The 13,603-nt window shown below is 64.6% G+C and carries 13 protein-coding genes; 5 read left to right on the forward strand and 8 right to left on the reverse strand.

Annotated features, from left to right (window positions below; all coding sequences use genetic code 11):
- Positions 1-12: 12 nt before the first annotated feature.
- The 3 genes from IVB54_RS27700 to IVB54_RS27710 all read left to right on the forward strand — a co-directional run bounded on the left by IVB54_RS27700 (position 13) and on the right by IVB54_RS27710 (position 2,756).
- Entirely contained in the window at positions 13-1,362 is a 1,350-nt protein-coding gene (locus tag IVB54_RS27700; protein ID WP_018457113.1) for a L,D-transpeptidase family protein, read from the forward strand.
- Positions 1,363-1,473: 111 nt separating this feature from the next.
- Positions 1,474-2,430, forward strand: a complete 957-nt coding sequence (locus tag IVB54_RS27705; protein ID WP_247776530.1) for an enoyl-CoA hydratase — start codon at positions 1,474-1,476, stop codon at positions 2,428-2,430.
- Positions 2,431-2,471: 41 nt separating this feature from the next.
- Positions 2,472-2,756, forward strand: a complete 285-nt coding sequence (locus IVB54_RS27710) for a hypothetical protein (protein ID WP_085352111.1) — start codon at positions 2,472-2,474, stop codon at positions 2,754-2,756.
- A 33-nt stretch (positions 2,757-2,789) separates the two neighbouring features.
- On the opposite strand, the gene IVB54_RS27715 is transcribed toward IVB54_RS27710, so the two are convergent.
- The 3 genes from IVB54_RS27715 to IVB54_RS27725 all read right to left on the reverse strand — a co-directional run bounded on the left by IVB54_RS27715 (position 2,790) and on the right by IVB54_RS27725 (position 6,445).
- On the reverse strand, positions 2,790-3,869 hold the full coding sequence (locus tag IVB54_RS27715) for an isocitrate/isopropylmalate dehydrogenase family protein (protein ID WP_085362255.1): 1,080 nt from the start codon (positions 3,867-3,869) through the stop codon (positions 2,790-2,792).
- 127 nt (positions 3,870-3,996) lie between these two features.
- Positions 3,997-5,064, reverse strand: a complete 1,068-nt coding sequence (locus IVB54_RS27720; protein WP_018457117.1) for an alcohol dehydrogenase — start codon at positions 5,062-5,064, stop codon at positions 3,997-3,999.
- 184 nt (positions 5,065-5,248) lie between these two features.
- On the reverse strand, positions 5,249-6,445 hold the full coding sequence (locus IVB54_RS27725) for a CoA transferase (protein WP_018457118.1): 1,197 nt from the start codon (positions 6,443-6,445) through the stop codon (positions 5,249-5,251).
- A gap of 195 nt (positions 6,446-6,640) precedes the next feature.
- Here IVB54_RS27725 and glgA point away from each other — a divergent pair, with 195 nt between their 5' ends.
- Positions 6,641-8,056, forward strand: coding sequence for a glycogen synthase GlgA (gene glgA / locus IVB54_RS27730; RefSeq protein WP_256465302.1), 1,416 nt, complete (start codon positions 6,641-6,643; stop codon positions 8,054-8,056).
- Between the two features lie 128 nt (positions 8,057-8,184).
- On the opposite strand, the gene IVB54_RS27735 is transcribed toward glgA, so the two are convergent.
- The 3 genes from IVB54_RS27735 to IVB54_RS27745 form a co-directional block, all read right to left on the reverse strand.
- Positions 8,185-9,135, reverse strand: a complete 951-nt coding sequence (locus tag IVB54_RS27735) for an oxygenase MpaB family protein (RefSeq protein WP_026233306.1) — start codon at positions 9,133-9,135, stop codon at positions 8,185-8,187.
- Positions 9,136-9,219: 84 nt separating this feature from the next.
- On the reverse strand, positions 9,220-10,365 hold the full coding sequence (locus tag IVB54_RS27740; RefSeq protein ID WP_018457121.1) for a patatin-like phospholipase family protein: 1,146 nt from the start codon (positions 10,363-10,365) through the stop codon (positions 9,220-9,222).
- 68 nt (positions 10,366-10,433) lie between these two features.
- On the reverse strand, positions 10,434-11,249 hold the full coding sequence (locus IVB54_RS27745) for a 3-hydroxybutyrate dehydrogenase (protein WP_018457122.1): 816 nt from the start codon (positions 11,247-11,249) through the stop codon (positions 10,434-10,436).
- Positions 11,250-11,426: 177 nt separating this feature from the next.
- Between IVB54_RS27745 and IVB54_RS27750 the strand changes: the two genes are divergently transcribed.
- Positions 11,427-12,314: a LysR family transcriptional regulator gene (locus IVB54_RS27750; protein WP_018457123.1), complete on the forward strand. Its 888-nt coding sequence runs from the start codon at positions 11,427-11,429 to the stop codon at positions 12,312-12,314.
- Positions 12,315-12,338: 24 nt separating this feature from the next.
- On the opposite strand, the gene IVB54_RS27755 is transcribed toward IVB54_RS27750, so the two are convergent.
- Both IVB54_RS27755 and IVB54_RS27760 read right to left on the reverse strand, forming a co-directional pair.
- On the reverse strand, positions 12,339-13,055 hold the full coding sequence (locus tag IVB54_RS27755; RefSeq protein ID WP_018457124.1) for a peroxiredoxin-like family protein: 717 nt from the start codon (positions 13,053-13,055) through the stop codon (positions 12,339-12,341).
- An 80-nt stretch (positions 13,056-13,135) separates the two neighbouring features.
- Positions 13,136-13,420, reverse strand: coding sequence for a hypothetical protein (locus IVB54_RS27760; RefSeq protein ID WP_018457125.1), 285 nt, complete (start codon positions 13,418-13,420; stop codon positions 13,136-13,138).
- Positions 13,421-13,603 lie beyond the last annotated feature (183 nt).

The raw sequence follows: 13,603 nt of genomic DNA on the forward strand, positions 1-13,603 counted from the left end.
AAGATGGGACACATGTCGAAGCGCCATGCGATAATCATTGCCGTCGGCATGCTTGCGAGCGCCTCTGCGCTTGCTCAGACCGAGACCATTGGACAGGCCGGGCCCAAGCCGGCGACTGCGGCTGGCACGGTGCCGGCCACCGCCAATCCGGCCCACGCAGCCGCACCGAAAACCGCCGCGCCGGCGGCCGCATCTACGGCGGAGAGCCGTTCGGCCGCAGCGCTCGCGCTGACGCATGAGCCGACCTATGACGAAGGCTCCGCCCAGCGCATCAAGGATGCGGCGCTGAGCTATTCCGATCTGGCCGTGCGCGGCGGCTGGCCGACGATCCCGGCAGACGCCAAATTCGCGCCCGGCGCCCAGGGCGCCAATGACGATCTCCTGCGCAAGCGGCTGATCGTCTCCGGCGATCTTTCCGCCGACAAGGCGAGCGGCGCCTTCGACCAGGATCTCGCCGACGCCGTGAAACGCTTCCAGGCCCGCCACGGCCTCGCGCCGACCGGAACGATGACGCCGCGCACGATCGCGGCGATGAACGTGCCGGTGCAGAACCGCATCCGGCAGCTCGAGGCTTCGCTGCAGCGGCTCGAGAACATGAATTTCGGCTTCGGCCAGCGCTATGTCGTGGTCAACATCCCCGCCGCCTTTGCCGAAGCGGTCGAGAACGACGTCGTGGTAAGGCGCTATCGCGTGATCGTCGGCAAGACCGAAAAGCCCTCGCCAACGCTCACCGCCCAGATCAGCAGCGTCGTCCTCAATCCCACTTGGACGGTGCCCTCCTCGATCGCCAAGACCGAGATCTCCGCGCATATGCGCAAGGATCCCACCTATCTGTCGCGCATGCACATGGAGGTGCTCGACGCTCACGACAATCCGATCGACCCGAATTCGGTTGACTGGTCGGGCACGCATACGCCGAATTTCACCGTGCGCCAGCACAACGGCACGTTCAACGCGCTCGGCGCGGTCAAGATCGACATGCCGAATTCCTATTCGGTCTACATGCACGACACCAACCAGCGCAATCTGTTCAGCGATGATTACCGCTTCGATTCCCACGGCTGCTCGCGCGTCGACAATGTGCGCGATCTCGCCGCCTGGCTGCTGAAGGACCAGCCGAAATGGAGCCGCGCCGCGATCGACGCGGAGATCGCCAGCGGCCAGCATCTCGACGTCGCCATGGCGAAGAAGGTGCCGGTGGCCTGGATCTACCTCACGGCGTGGATGACCAAGGACCAGACCGTCCAGTTCCGCAACGACGTCTATCACCAGGACGAGCAGTTGCTGGAGGCGACCGCCGAAGAGGCGGCCTTCTTCAGCAATGCCGGCAGCCACCCGCTGACCGCGCACATGACCAGATAGATCGCGCCATGCAATCGCGGCACAGGCGGCTGCAAAGCCAGGTCCGTTGTCGCGGTTGACCCTGGCCTCGCCCCGGCCGAACATTGCGCCTCGCCAACGAAAGCGCCCGCGATGTCCGACATGTCCAGCACGACCGAAATTCCCTACGCCGACGGCAAGATCCTCAAGCACACAGCCAGTGGCGTCGGCGTGATCACGTTCAACAATCCCGACAAGCGCAACGCGATGTCGCTGGAGATGTGGGAGGGATTTGGCGAGGCGCTGACCGCCTTACGCGATGACGCTGCCGTGCGCGTCGTGATCCTGCGCGGCGGCGGTGGCAAGGCATTCGTGTCGGGCGCCGACATCAGCCAGTTCGAGAAGACGCGCCATAACGCCGCCGCTTCCGAGGAATACGCAAAACGCAGCGCCGCCCAGCGCGCGCTGCTCGCCGATTATCCCAAGCCAACGATTGCCTGCATCCAGGGTTTTTGTCTCGGCGGCGGCATGCAGGTGGCGATGCTCGCCGACATCCGCATCGCCTCCCATGGCAGCCAGTTCGGCATTCCCGCGGCGAAGCTCGGCATCGCTTATGGCTATGACGGCTTGCGGCACTTGGTGTCGCTGGTTGGCCCGTCCTGGGCACGGCTCCTGATGTATACGGGCATGCGCATCGATGCGTCGGAAGCGCTGCGCATCGGGTTGGTCGAGCGCGTGCTTCCGGAGGATCAGCTCTGGGGCGAGACCATGGCCATCGCCGAGACGATCTCGCAAAATGCGCCGCTCGCGATCAAGGCCGCCAAGCTCACCATCGCGCAAGTGTTGAAGGACGAAAGCGCGCGCGACATGGACGCGATCAGGGCGGTCGGCACGGCCTGTATGGACAGCGTGGATTTTCGCGAGGGCCGGCAGGCCTTCATGGAGAAGCGCAAGAGTTCCAGGGACAGTGATTCCGTCGCCAGCGAGCAAAATGAAACAATCCAGAGTGCCTCTGCCTGCTTGGCTCTTCGCGATGACGGCGGGCAAACTGAACATGCATTCAGGAAGATTAAATTCCCACGGCCCCGCAACACCATAGCAACCAGCTGATTTGCTGGAAGTTCTCTCGCCATCAAACGAGGGAGATTGCGATGAAACTGAAATTTGCTGTTGTTGGTCTGGCTGCCCTGGGCGGCGCCGCTCTCGCATCAGGACAGGCACTCGCAGCGATGCCGAACGGCATTCCGCAGGCCGACCGTATCGCGAGCGGCCCGGCAGCCGACGTCGATCAGGTGCGCTGGGTCTGCAACCCCTGGGGTCGCTGCTTCTGGCGTCCGAATTATTACGGCGCCTACGGTTTTTACGGCGGCCCGCGACGCTTCTACGGCGGCCGTCCGTGGGGCTGGGGCGGCCACCGCCACTGGCGTCGCTGGTGAATTGCGAGGGGCCGCGAGGCCTCTCTTCCTTGACTACAGCGCCGCAAGCACCGCCTTCGTGATGTCGGCGGTTCCGTTGCGGCCACCAAATTCCATCGGCTTGAGACCGTCGGCATAGACCTTGTCCACCGCACGCTCGATGGTCTCGCCGGCCTCGGCCGCTCCTTCGACGCCGTGCTTGTCGGCGAGCCAGTCCAGCATCATTGCAGCCGACAGGATCATCCCGGTGGGATTGGCTTTGCCCTGCCCCATGATGTCGGGCGCGGTGCCGTGGCACGGCTGGAACACGGCGTATTTGTCGCCGATGTCGGCCGACGGCGCCATGCCGAGGCCGCCGATCAGGCTCGCGGTGATGTCGGAGACGATGTCGCCGAACATGTTCTCCATCACCATCACGTCGAAATCCCAGGGACGCTTCACCAGCATCGCCGAGCAGGCGTCGACATAGAGCCGGTCGGTCTTCACCTCCGGATGACGCTTGGCGATCTCGTCGAAGATGCCGCGGAAGAACGCAAAGGCCTTGAACACGTTCGCCTTGTCGACGCAGGCCAGCGCGCCGGGCTTGCCGCGCGCCTTGCGCCGCTCGGCGAGACGAAACGAGAACTCGAACAGGCGCTCGGACGTCTTGCGCGTGATCAGCATGGTCTCGCGCGCCTCCTCATGGGTGACGACGCCCTTGCCCATCGAGGCGAACAGGCCTTCGGTGGACTCCCTGATCACGACGAGATCGATGCCGCGCTGGTCGGCGCCGACGATCGGGCTCGGCACGCCCGGAATGAGCCGCGCCGGGCGCACACCGGCATAGAGATCGAAGATGAAGCGCAGCTCGATCTGCGGCGCGATCTCGGTGTTGTCAGGATAGCGCACCGACGGCAGGCCGCAGGCGCCGAGCAGGATCGCGTCCGCCTCCTCGCACAGCTTGATGGTGGTGTCCGGCATCGACTTGCCGGCGGCGAGATAATGATTGGCGCCCGCCGGCGCCTCGGTGAAGCGAAAGCTCAGGCCGGATTTCGTCTCGATCTTGCGCAGGACTTCGATGGCCGGCGCCATGACTTCGGGACCGATGCCGTCACCGGCAAGCACGGCAATGTGGAAGGCGTTATTTGCGGACATCGGTTTCCTACTCTCTCCAACGTCATGCCCGGGATCGTCCCGGGCATCCACGCCTCGATACCAACTCCATGGCAAGACGTGGATGGTCGGGTCAAGCCCGACCATGACGACAAACTAGCAGCGTTGGTTACGGCGTCAGCACCGTGCGGCCAACCACCGCGCCCTGCTGCAGTTGCACCAGCGCGTCGTTGGCCTTGGCGAGCGGCTGCCGCGTCACGGGGATCGGCGCTATGTTCTTCGCTCGCACGAGGTCGAGCAGCTCCTGCGTCTCGCGCAAATTGCCGACATAGCTGCCCTGGATCGTCACCGCCTTGATCGGAATCAGCGGCAGCGCCCAGGTCGCACCGCCGCCGAACAGGCCGACGAGGACGAGCTTGCCGCCCTTGGTCAGGCAGTCGAAGCCGAGTTGCGTGGTGGCGGCGTTTCCGACGAGATCGAGCACGGCGCGGATGGGACCACCGGCTTTCTTGGCAAGCTGCTCCAGCGCGTCGGGCGCCTTGGGATCGACGGTCGCGAGCGCGCCGGCTTGCTCCGCCGCTTCGCGTTTCTTCGCGTCGATGTCGACCATGATCGCGCCCTTGCCGCCCATCGCCTTCAGCAGCGACAGTGCCATCAGGCCAAGTCCGCCGGCGCCGAACATCACGATCGGCGTGTCGAAGTGCTGCTCGAGCTTCTTCAGCGCGCTGTAGGTCGTGACGCCCGAGCAGGCGTAGGGTGCAGCCGACGCGGGATCGAGGCCTTTGAGGTTGAGCAAATAGCGCGGATGCGGCACCAGCATGTGGTCGGAATAGCCGCCGTCGCAATAGACGCCGAGCGAGCGCGGCGTCAGGCACATGTTCTCGTCACCGGCGAGACAGGTCGCGCATTTGCCGCAACCGATCCAGGGATAGACCAACCCGACATCGCCGATCTTCACGTCGCCCTGGTCCGACGACTTCACGTCCGGGCCGAAGGCGAGCACCTCGCCGACCGTCTCGTGCCCCATGGTCAGCGGCAGGTTGATGCCGCGGTCCTTCAGCGAGAGCGGCTTGCGGCCGTGGCCGAGATCGTAGCCGCCTTCCCAAATGTGAAGGTCGCTATGGCAGACGCCGGCGGCCTTCACCTTGATCAGCACCTGCGTGCCGGACGGTTGCGGCGTGGCCTCGTCGAACTCCTGCAGCGGCGCCTTGAAATCGGCGACCTTGAAACTTTTCATTGGCGTCCTCTCGGATATTTTTGTTGTCGTCGCCACCATGGCATGGGCGGCAGGACGAGACAAACTCGGACCTGTCTAATTTAGGCTGACGGATGATGGCAAGCCGGCCACGCGCAACGCCGCATTGCTTGCCACAGCGTGGTATCCGTCAGACTTCCCGTGAGACTTGCCGTCAGCCTTGCCCTCAGCCTTGCACGGCTGTTTTGCCTGACGGAATTGGCGCATTGTCGGTGAGCCCGATCTCCGCGCGCAGTCCGTCCGTGTGCTCGCCAAGAACGGCTATCGTCTTGCCCGGTGTTGTATCAGCACCGGTCATCCGGAACGGCAGATTGAGGACCTGGAACGAGCCGCCTTCATCCTCGACAGACGAGAGCGCCTCTCGGTGCGCGAGCTGCGGATCGGCCAGTGCTTCGGACACAGTGCGGTAGGCCGAGGCCGGCACGCCGGCCGCACCTAACGCGACAAGACAGACATCGGTCGAGAGCTGCCGCGACCAGGCCTCTACACCGTCCATCAAGTCGGCCCAATGATCGCGACGCGCGGCGTAGGTGGAGAAGCGCGGATCGGAGATCCATTCGGGGCGGCCGATCACTCCCATCAGTCCCTGAAACGTCTTCTCGCTGGCAACCGTGATCATGACATAACCGCTCGCCGTCTCGGTCGGCCCGAACATCGGGCGCGGCGGCGGCTTCACGGTGAACTGCGAGTTCTGCAACTCGATCAATGTCAGCGTCAGCATCGATTCCAGCATGGAAACGTCGATATGCTGGCCGAGCCCAGTCAGGGTGCGCTGGTAGAGCGCCGACGCGATCGCGCCGAACCCGTAGGTGCCGGTGACGACGTCGGCATGGTAGATGCCGCAATAATCCGGGCGGCTGCGGCCGGGCTGATAGGCGAGATGCGCCATGTCGTAGCCCGAGGCTGCATGGATCACCGGCGCATAGGCCGGCAGCTCGGCCGACGGGCCGCTCTGGCCGTAGCCGGAGATCGAGCAGTAGATCAGCTTCGGGTTGACCGTGCGTATTCTGTCATAGTCGAGCCGCAGCCGATGCATCACGCCCGGGCGGAAGTTCTCGACCAGGATGTCGGCAGTCGCGGCCAGCCGGCGGACCGCCTCCTTGCCGTCCTCGGACTTGAGGTCGAGCACGACGCTCTTCTTGCCGACGTTGAGCTGGCCGAACACGGTGCTGCAGCCCTTGCGCAGCGGCGGCCGGGTCCGCATCGTCTCACCGCCGTCGGTCTCGATCTTGATGACCTCGGCGCCCATGTCGGCGAGCATCCGCGCACAATGGGGACCGGCGATGGTGGTCGAAAAATCCAGGACCCTGAGGCCGGCGAAGGCCTTTGTCGTGGTCCCCTCATGCTTATCTGATAGCTGCATGCCTGCTTGCGTCCTTGAGTCACTTAGGAACTTATCGAAGTTCTCTGTTGTTGGTGCGCCGACCCTAGAGGGCGGCGGCTGAGTAGGAAAGTCTTTACCGAACAGACACGTCTCGCGGGCGGGCTTGGGAATTCCAGGGCAACTGGACCCGTTCTTGCATAGCAGCAATCGGGCTCCGGCAGAGGGCAGCAGTTCTTGAGGGTCTTGTTCGTTACGACAGAAATGGACGACTTTGTCCGCGTCGGCGGACTTGGAGCCGTTTCCGCTGCACTCCCCCGAGCCCTTCGTCCTTTCGCCGACATCCGGGTCATGTTGCCCGGCTATCGCGACATCATCGAACAACTCACGCATATCCAGGTCGTTGGCCGCTGTCCGGCGTTCGCGGAGATGCCGGCCTGCTCGCTCGGCCGCGCCGCGACCAAGGACGGCCTGCCGGTCTATGTGCTGTTGTGCTCGCAACTCTACGACCGGCCCGGCAACCCCTATGGTGACGAGTCCGGGCGCGACTGGCCCGACAACGACATCCGTTTCGCGCGCTTTGCCTCGGCCGCCGCTGAGCTGGCGATGGGCACGTTGGACAAGGATTGGGCAGCAGACCTGATCCACGCCAATGACTGGCAGGCTTCGCTCGTGCCGGCCTACCTCGCCTGGCGCGGCTCCAAGCTGCCGTCGATCCTGACCATTCACAACCTCGCCTATCAGGGCCTCTTCCCGAAGGACTCGGTGCGGCGGATCGGCGCGCCGGAGAGCTCCTTCCACATCGACGGCGTCGAGTTCTACGACCAGCTCTCCTTCCTCAAGGCCGGGCTGGTCTACGCCTCGCATCTCACCACAGTCAGCGGCACCTATGCGCGGGAGATCACCACGGATGAATTCGGCTGCGGTCTCGAGGGCCTGCTTCGAGTCCGCTCCGACGCGGCCGAACTCACCGGCATCCTCAACGGCATCGACGAGAGCTGGGACCCGCGTTCCTGCGCCCAGCTTGCCCAGCAGTTCGGCGCCGGCGACTGGGTCGGCAAGAAGGCCAATGCGGATTACGTGCGCAAGCAGTTCGGGCTTGCGGTGTCGCGCGGCCCGATGTTCGGCATCGTCGCCCGGCTGGTGCACCAGAAGGGCATCGACCTCGTGCTGGCGGCGGCCGACGAGATCGTCGATGCCGGCGGGCAGATCGTGGTCACCGGCTCCGGCGAGCCGGCGCTCGAGCAGGCGCTAATCGACGCGCATCGCCGGCGGCCTGACGCGATCGGGGTCGTGATCGGCTTCAACGAGGCCCAGGCGCGCCGCATCTTCGCCGGTAGCGACTTCACATTGATGCCGTCACGCTTCGAGCCCTGCGGGCTCAGCCAGATGTACGCCCAGCGCTTCGGCTCGCTGCCGATCGGCCACCAGACCGGCGGCCTCGCCGAGACCATTACCGACGGCGAAACCGGCTTCCTGTTCTCAAAACCTTCGCATGAATCCTTCCTCGGCGGCGTCCGCCGTGCGTTCTCCGCCTTCATGGCGCAGGACCAGCTCGACACCATGCGTCGCAGTGCGATGGGACGGTCGTTCTCCTGGAGCATCCCGGCCGGCAGCTACAACGCGCTGTACCGGAAGCTGGCGGCGGTGTGAGGCCTGCGTGTCCTCGTCATTGCGAGCGTAGCGAAGCAATCCAGACTGTTTTCCGTGGCAGCAGCCTGGATTGCTTCGTCGCAAGAGCTCCTCGCAATGACGGTGGTTTGTGGCAACGGCGGAGGACTTCACCCCCTCCCGCGCACATCCATCTGCGACCGTCCGATCCAGGCACGGTTGAGGCACCGCGTCATCCAGTCGGGCTGCGGCTCTCCGCGCAGCCGCGCTTGCGCTTCCTGGTAGGGACCGACATAGCGCAGCCGGTCTGGCAACCTTGGATAGACCCGCCGTATCCATCGCAGCGCCTTCTCGGCGGATCTGGTGTCACGCTCGTCAAGCTCGAACCCGAATCCCACACGCAAGCTTTCCGGCAGCAGGCTCGCGGTGAGCGCGCGATACCAGCGCGGCGGACGCAACCACGGGCGCGCTCCACCAAAGATCTGCGCGGCGATATCGCGCGCGGCCGGGCTGACGGTCAGCGTATCCGACTGCGTCATTGCCGCGGTGTAGGCCGCAAAGCCGGACCAGTCCGCCGGCAGATCGTGCGCCGTCAACCCGAACAACGCACCGAACAACCGACTCTCGGCCCAGTAGCGTTCGCGTTCGTCCGCCGAGAGAGGCGGCAAGACCAGATCATGCGCCATCAGCGCGGTCTCGACCAGCGTGGCATGAACCCAGCGCAGCGACGGGATGTCGTTGGCACAGTAGCGCGAGCCTGCCGCGAACGGACCGACGGTCTCGGGCATCTCGCCGACGATCATGCTGTGGCGCCGGTGCAATTGCCGCGACGACAACAGCGCGCGGTCAAGCGAACCGAACACCATGGCAAAGACGATGTCGAAGGTGCGGTGAAATCGTCCGATCGGATCAGCGAGGGTTTTCGAATGCTCGGCGATGGCGGCGGCGACCCAGGGATGCGCGAGTTGAAGGAGCAGCGCCCGGCCGGCGCCGAGAAAGATCACGGCCTCGCGGTCGATTTGCCAGGTCACCGTGTCAGGGCCGAACACGCCGGCGACCGGTCCCGCCGCGTTGGCGCGGACGGTATCAAGGGCAGATTCAAGTTCGCTCCCGGACACCACCTGCAGGGACTTTCGATTGCGGACCAGGACCGACAATCCGCAAGGCATGTGGCAATTCGATGAAGGGGACGATCGCTTGCGGCCCTACTCCGCCGCCATCGGCATCTCGTCCATATGTTCGTGCAGCACCACGCTCGCGAGCGGATCGAACTCGCCAACCCACGGCCTTCGCTCAAGCACTGACTTTGTGTGCGAATAGCCGGCATCCCAGCGCCGCATGATGCCGGACGGACTGAAGTCGATATCCTTGGTGTGGCTCTCGCGGTCGAGCTGCGGCGCAAGCAGGCGCACGACATGCATCCTGGTCGGGCAGCCGTAGTCGATCAATTCCCTCACAGCCGGATTGCTGCGCTCGCTTTCAGGCAGTCGCGCGGCGAGCTGGCTAATGACGTGGCGCAGGCGATGGGTTTGCTGCTGGCGCGTGATCTGGCTCGCGATCCGGCTGGAATATTGCACATCCTTGTGCCGGTTCAGCACCTCCGCCATCGTGGTCGGCTCTGCGCCGGCGGGATTCCACAAATGCACGGCGAGGATCAGCGAATTTTTGCGTGGATTGTCGTCGAAGACGGCCTCGGTCGGCGTGTTCGACAGAATGCCGCCGTCCCAATAGAGCTCGCCGTCGATGCGTACCGCCGGAAACGCCGGCGGCAGCGCGCCCGAAGCCATGACATGCTTCACCGTCAGCTCGCCGTCGCGGCTGTCGAAATAGCGCATCTGGCTGCTGCGGACGTGAGCGGCGCCGACCGTCAACCGTGGCGCGCAGCGGTTGATCCGGCCGAAATCGACAAGCTCGAGCAGCGTCCGCTCCAGCGGCGCCGTCGAATAGAAGCCGGCGTGATCGGCTCCGAGCGGATAGGAATCGCCCGCATGCGCCAATGGATTGGGACGGAAGAAGCCGGGAATGCCGTGGGTCAAGGTCGACCAATAGGCGAGCTTTTCATTGAAGCCGGCAAACGGGGTGCGCAGATTCCAGACCGGATTCTGCTCCATCCGTTTCCAGAACTGCTTCAGGCGCAGCAGCCGCTGGTCAGGCGCGTTGCCCGCAATGAGCCACGCATTGATGGCGCCGATCGAGGTGCCGATGATCCAGTCCGGCTCGATGCCGGCCTCGTGCAGCGCCTGGTACACCCCGGCCTGATAGGATCCGAGTGCACCGCCGCCCTGAAGCACCAGCACCACCTGGCCGGGCAGATCCTTCGACACGCTGGTATCGCGCTTCACATCGTTCATATTCTGCTCCCTGAGAGCCCGTACCCTTGCCATGTTCGCTCCTAGCGATCCTATGTTACGCGCTCGCCTCAATGCGCGGTCCAGCCTCCGTCCACGGGCAACGCAATCCCGGTGATCGTGGCCGCTGCGTTGGTGGACAGAAATACGCTGAGCGCACCGAGCTCCTCGACGGTCGAGAAGCGCTTGTTCGGCTGTTGCGCCAGCAGCACGTCACGGATCGCCTGGTCACGCGAGATTCCATGCGCCTTGGCCTGCCCATCGATCTGCGCCTCGACCAGTGGCGTATAGACATAGCCGGGACAGATCGCGTTGCAGGTAATGCCCTCTTCTGCCGTCTCCAGCGCGGTCACCTTGGTGAGCCCGACGATGCCGTGCTTGGCGGCGACGTAGGCCGCCTTGAACGGCGAGGCGACCAGGCCGTGCGCGGAGGCGATGTTGATGATCCGCCCGAACCCGTTCTGTCGCATTGCGGGCAGCGCGAGCCGCGTGGTGTGGAAGGCCGACGACAGATTGATCGCGAGGATCTGGTCCCATTTCTCGACCGGAAACTGCTCCAGCGGCGCAACGTGCTGGATGCCGGCATTGTTGATCAGGATATCCAGGCGGCCGGCCTGCGCAACCGTCGCCGCGATCATTTCGGCGATCGAATTCGGTCTGGTCATGTCGGCCGGCGAAAACCTTGCCTTGACGCCGAACTCCGCCGCGATCTGCTCGCGCGTCCGGTCGAGCTCGGCCGCCACACCAAGGCCGTTCAGCACGATGTCGGCGCCGGCCGCGGCAAGTGCCCGCGCGATACCGAGGCCGATGCCACTGGTTGAGCCCGTGACCAGCGCAACCTTGCCCGCGAGCGCCCGGGAGGCGGACGTCTGCGGCTTGACGGACATATTCACGGGCAAACTCCTTTGACATGACGACTTGTGCTGAGCCGACTGTGAAGCATCGCCGGGTTTGACGGAAATGCCCGTTGGCTTCCGAAACCATGCCTGTGCGCTATTGCGGTCGGGATGTCATTCTCCGCGCCGATCGGCTAGCTTTCGGCTGATCTTGCCGGGAGCCGATCCATGGAAATGCACCAGGTCCGCTATTTCCTCGCGGTGGCGCAACTCTTGAACTTCACGCGTGCCGCCGAGGAATGCAACGTGACGCAGCCTTCGCTGACGCGCGCGATCAAGCAGCTCGAGGCCGAGCTCGGCGGCGATCTGTTTCGCCGCGAACGGCCCGCGGCGCAATTGACCGAGCTCGGCCAGCGCATGCATCCGCTGCTGAAGCAGTGTTTCGAAGCGGCCACCGGCGCCCGATCGCTGGCCTCCTCGTTCCGGAGCGGCGAGATCGGCGCGCTCCGCGTCGCGCTGACGCATGCGATCGACCTGTCGCTCCTCATTCCGCATCTCAACCAGATCAAGCGGCAGTTCAACCGGCTCGAATTCCGCTTCCTGCGCGGCTCGAGTCGTGAAGTGGCCGAGTTCCTGAAGAAGGGCGAGGCCGAGCTAGGGATTGCCGCGGACATCGACGAGGCCTGGGAGCGGCTCGATGTCTGGCCGCTGTTCACCGAGAGCTTCGAGCTCGTGGTCAGCGACGGACATCGCCTGGCCGGCCGCAGCAGCATCGCACTGGACGATCTGCGCGCGGAGCAGCTGCTGAGCCGGACGTTTTGCGAGCATTCCGCCCGTATCTCGGCGAGCCTGCGCGAGCACGGCATCGCGATCGAGCAGGGTCACGAAATCTCGAACGAGCGCGATTTGATCGAACTGGTCGAGGCCGACATCGGCGTCGCCATGCTGCCGCACACCTCGCCCGTTCCGGAGACGTTGACGCGCGCTGCGGTCGCCGGGCTGGACGCCCGTCGCACCGTCAGCCTCTACGGGGTGGCCGGCCGGCAGCGCACGGCGGTGGCCAATGCCGTTATGCGCATGTTGCGCGGTGCGGATTGGCGGGAGATTGCGGGGTAGCAGCCACGCTCGCTCCTCACTCTTTCAGGCCTCCCTGCTCGCGCCTTCCAACGCTTCAAGCAGATCATCGATCTCGATTCGCTTGCGGAAATCCGGATCGACGAAGCGGGCTTTCACGAGACCGTCGCGACCAACGACGAACGCGGCCGGGATCGGCAGCATCCAGCCATCATTGCCGTGGAATTTCGCCATGTCCTGATAGGACAACAGGTGCTGGATCTCGGCACCGAGCCAGATCGCGAGATTGAGCGACAACGCATAGCCGTTGTCGAGGTCGGTCAGGATCGGAAATGGGGCACCAGCTTCCGCCTTGAGCTGCTGGGTGTATTCCTGCGTCTCCGGCATGATCGCGACTATGCGCGCACCCATGGACTCGACGCGGTCCAGCGCCTGGACCACCGCGCGGACATTGAGCCGGCAATAGGGACACCAATGGCCGCGGAAAAACATCACGGCGACCGGGCCGCTCTCCAGCAGTGAGGACAGCGCGACGAGACGCCCGCTCTCGTCCGGCAACATGAACGGCGGCATCGACTCGCCCGGACGCGGCGCGGTCTCGCCGCCGCCGTTTCCATTCAATCTGGTCACCAGATTGTCGACTGCCTCGCCATAGGCCGGGAACACGTCGCGGCTGGCGTCGGCATAGGCGCGGAGTTGCTCGTTCAGCGTGCCATCCATGTCACGGCAGCGCTGGAAGGCGTGTTTAAGCCGCTCGGCATCGGCCGGCGAGAGAGAGGTCATCTTGCGCTCCAGCGTTCAGGGGACGAATATTAGGTGCCCGATCCGGCCGCCCGCAAGGGGCGGCCGTCATGCGCACGCGATCAGTTCACGTAGAAATTGCCGGTCGGGTCCAGCCGCCCCGAGGTGGAATACAGCGATCCGTTGTCCATGAAGAAGACGGTGTTGTCGGGGACTTTCTTGGCGTTCTTCATCATGGCCTCGTGGTTCTTCTCCGCCGGGGCCATGGCCATCGCCGACATCTTGCCGGGTCCGCCATACAGGTAGGCCATGCCGGCCTTGAAGTCCCATGTGGCTTCCGAGAAGGCCGATGTGGCGATGACCACGAACGCAGCCGTGGCAATCAAGGTCTTGGACAATTTCGTCATGAGATGTTCCTCCGGAGTGACGTGAACGCCCGCCAACCGGGCGCCCCACCATCGAACGCCAGTCGCTCGGGAAGCGGAAATGCCAATCCCCAATCGGTTCGATAGCGAGCGCCTATCGGGCCCGATAGCGCCGGTCTATCGCAGCGAGAGCGAAAGAGCATTTCAGAACGAGCGCCCTCTCGA

The sequence above is a fragment of the Bradyrhizobium sp. CW1 genome (assembly GCF_023100665.1).
Classification (GTDB): domain Bacteria; phylum Pseudomonadota; class Alphaproteobacteria; order Rhizobiales; family Xanthobacteraceae; genus Bradyrhizobium; species Bradyrhizobium canariense_D.

What these genes read in the sequence shown, in the direction of transcription:
- IVB54_RS27700 (WP_018457113.1), top strand. Translation starts at nt 13, where the DNA reads ATGTCGAAGCGCCATGCGATAATCATTGCCGTCGGCATGCTTGCGAGC.
- IVB54_RS27705 (WP_247776530.1), top strand. Translation starts at nt 1,474, where the DNA reads ATGTCCGACATGTCCAGCACGACCGAAATTCCCTACGCCGACGGCAAG.
- IVB54_RS27710 (WP_085352111.1), top strand. Translation starts at nt 2,472, where the DNA reads ATGAAACTGAAATTTGCTGTTGTTGGTCTGGCTGCCCTGGGCGGCGCC.
- IVB54_RS27715 (WP_085362255.1), bottom strand. Translation starts at nt 3,869, where the DNA reads ATGTCCGCAAATAACGCCTTCCACATTGCCGTGCTTGCCGGTGACGGC.
- IVB54_RS27720 (WP_018457117.1), bottom strand. Translation starts at nt 5,064, where the DNA reads ATGAAAAGTTTCAAGGTCGCCGATTTCAAGGCGCCGCTGCAGGAGTTC.
- IVB54_RS27725 (WP_018457118.1), bottom strand. Translation starts at nt 6,445, where the DNA reads ATGCAGCTATCAGATAAGCATGAGGGGACCACGACAAAGGCCTTCGCC.
- IVB54_RS27740 (WP_018457121.1), bottom strand. Translation starts at nt 10,365, where the DNA reads ATGAACGATGTGAAGCGCGATACCAGCGTGTCGAAGGATCTGCCCGGC.
- IVB54_RS27745 (WP_018457122.1), bottom strand. Translation starts at nt 11,249, where the DNA reads ATGTCCGTCAAGCCGCAGACGTCCGCCTCCCGGGCGCTCGCGGGCAAG.
- IVB54_RS27750 (WP_018457123.1), top strand. Translation starts at nt 11,427, where the DNA reads ATGGAAATGCACCAGGTCCGCTATTTCCTCGCGGTGGCGCAACTCTTG.
- IVB54_RS27755 (WP_018457124.1), bottom strand. Translation starts at nt 13,055, where the DNA reads ATGACCTCTCTCTCGCCGGCCGATGCCGAGCGGCTTAAACACGCCTTC.
- IVB54_RS27760 (WP_018457125.1), bottom strand. Translation starts at nt 13,420, where the DNA reads ATGACGAAATTGTCCAAGACCTTGATTGCCACGGCTGCGTTCGTGGTC.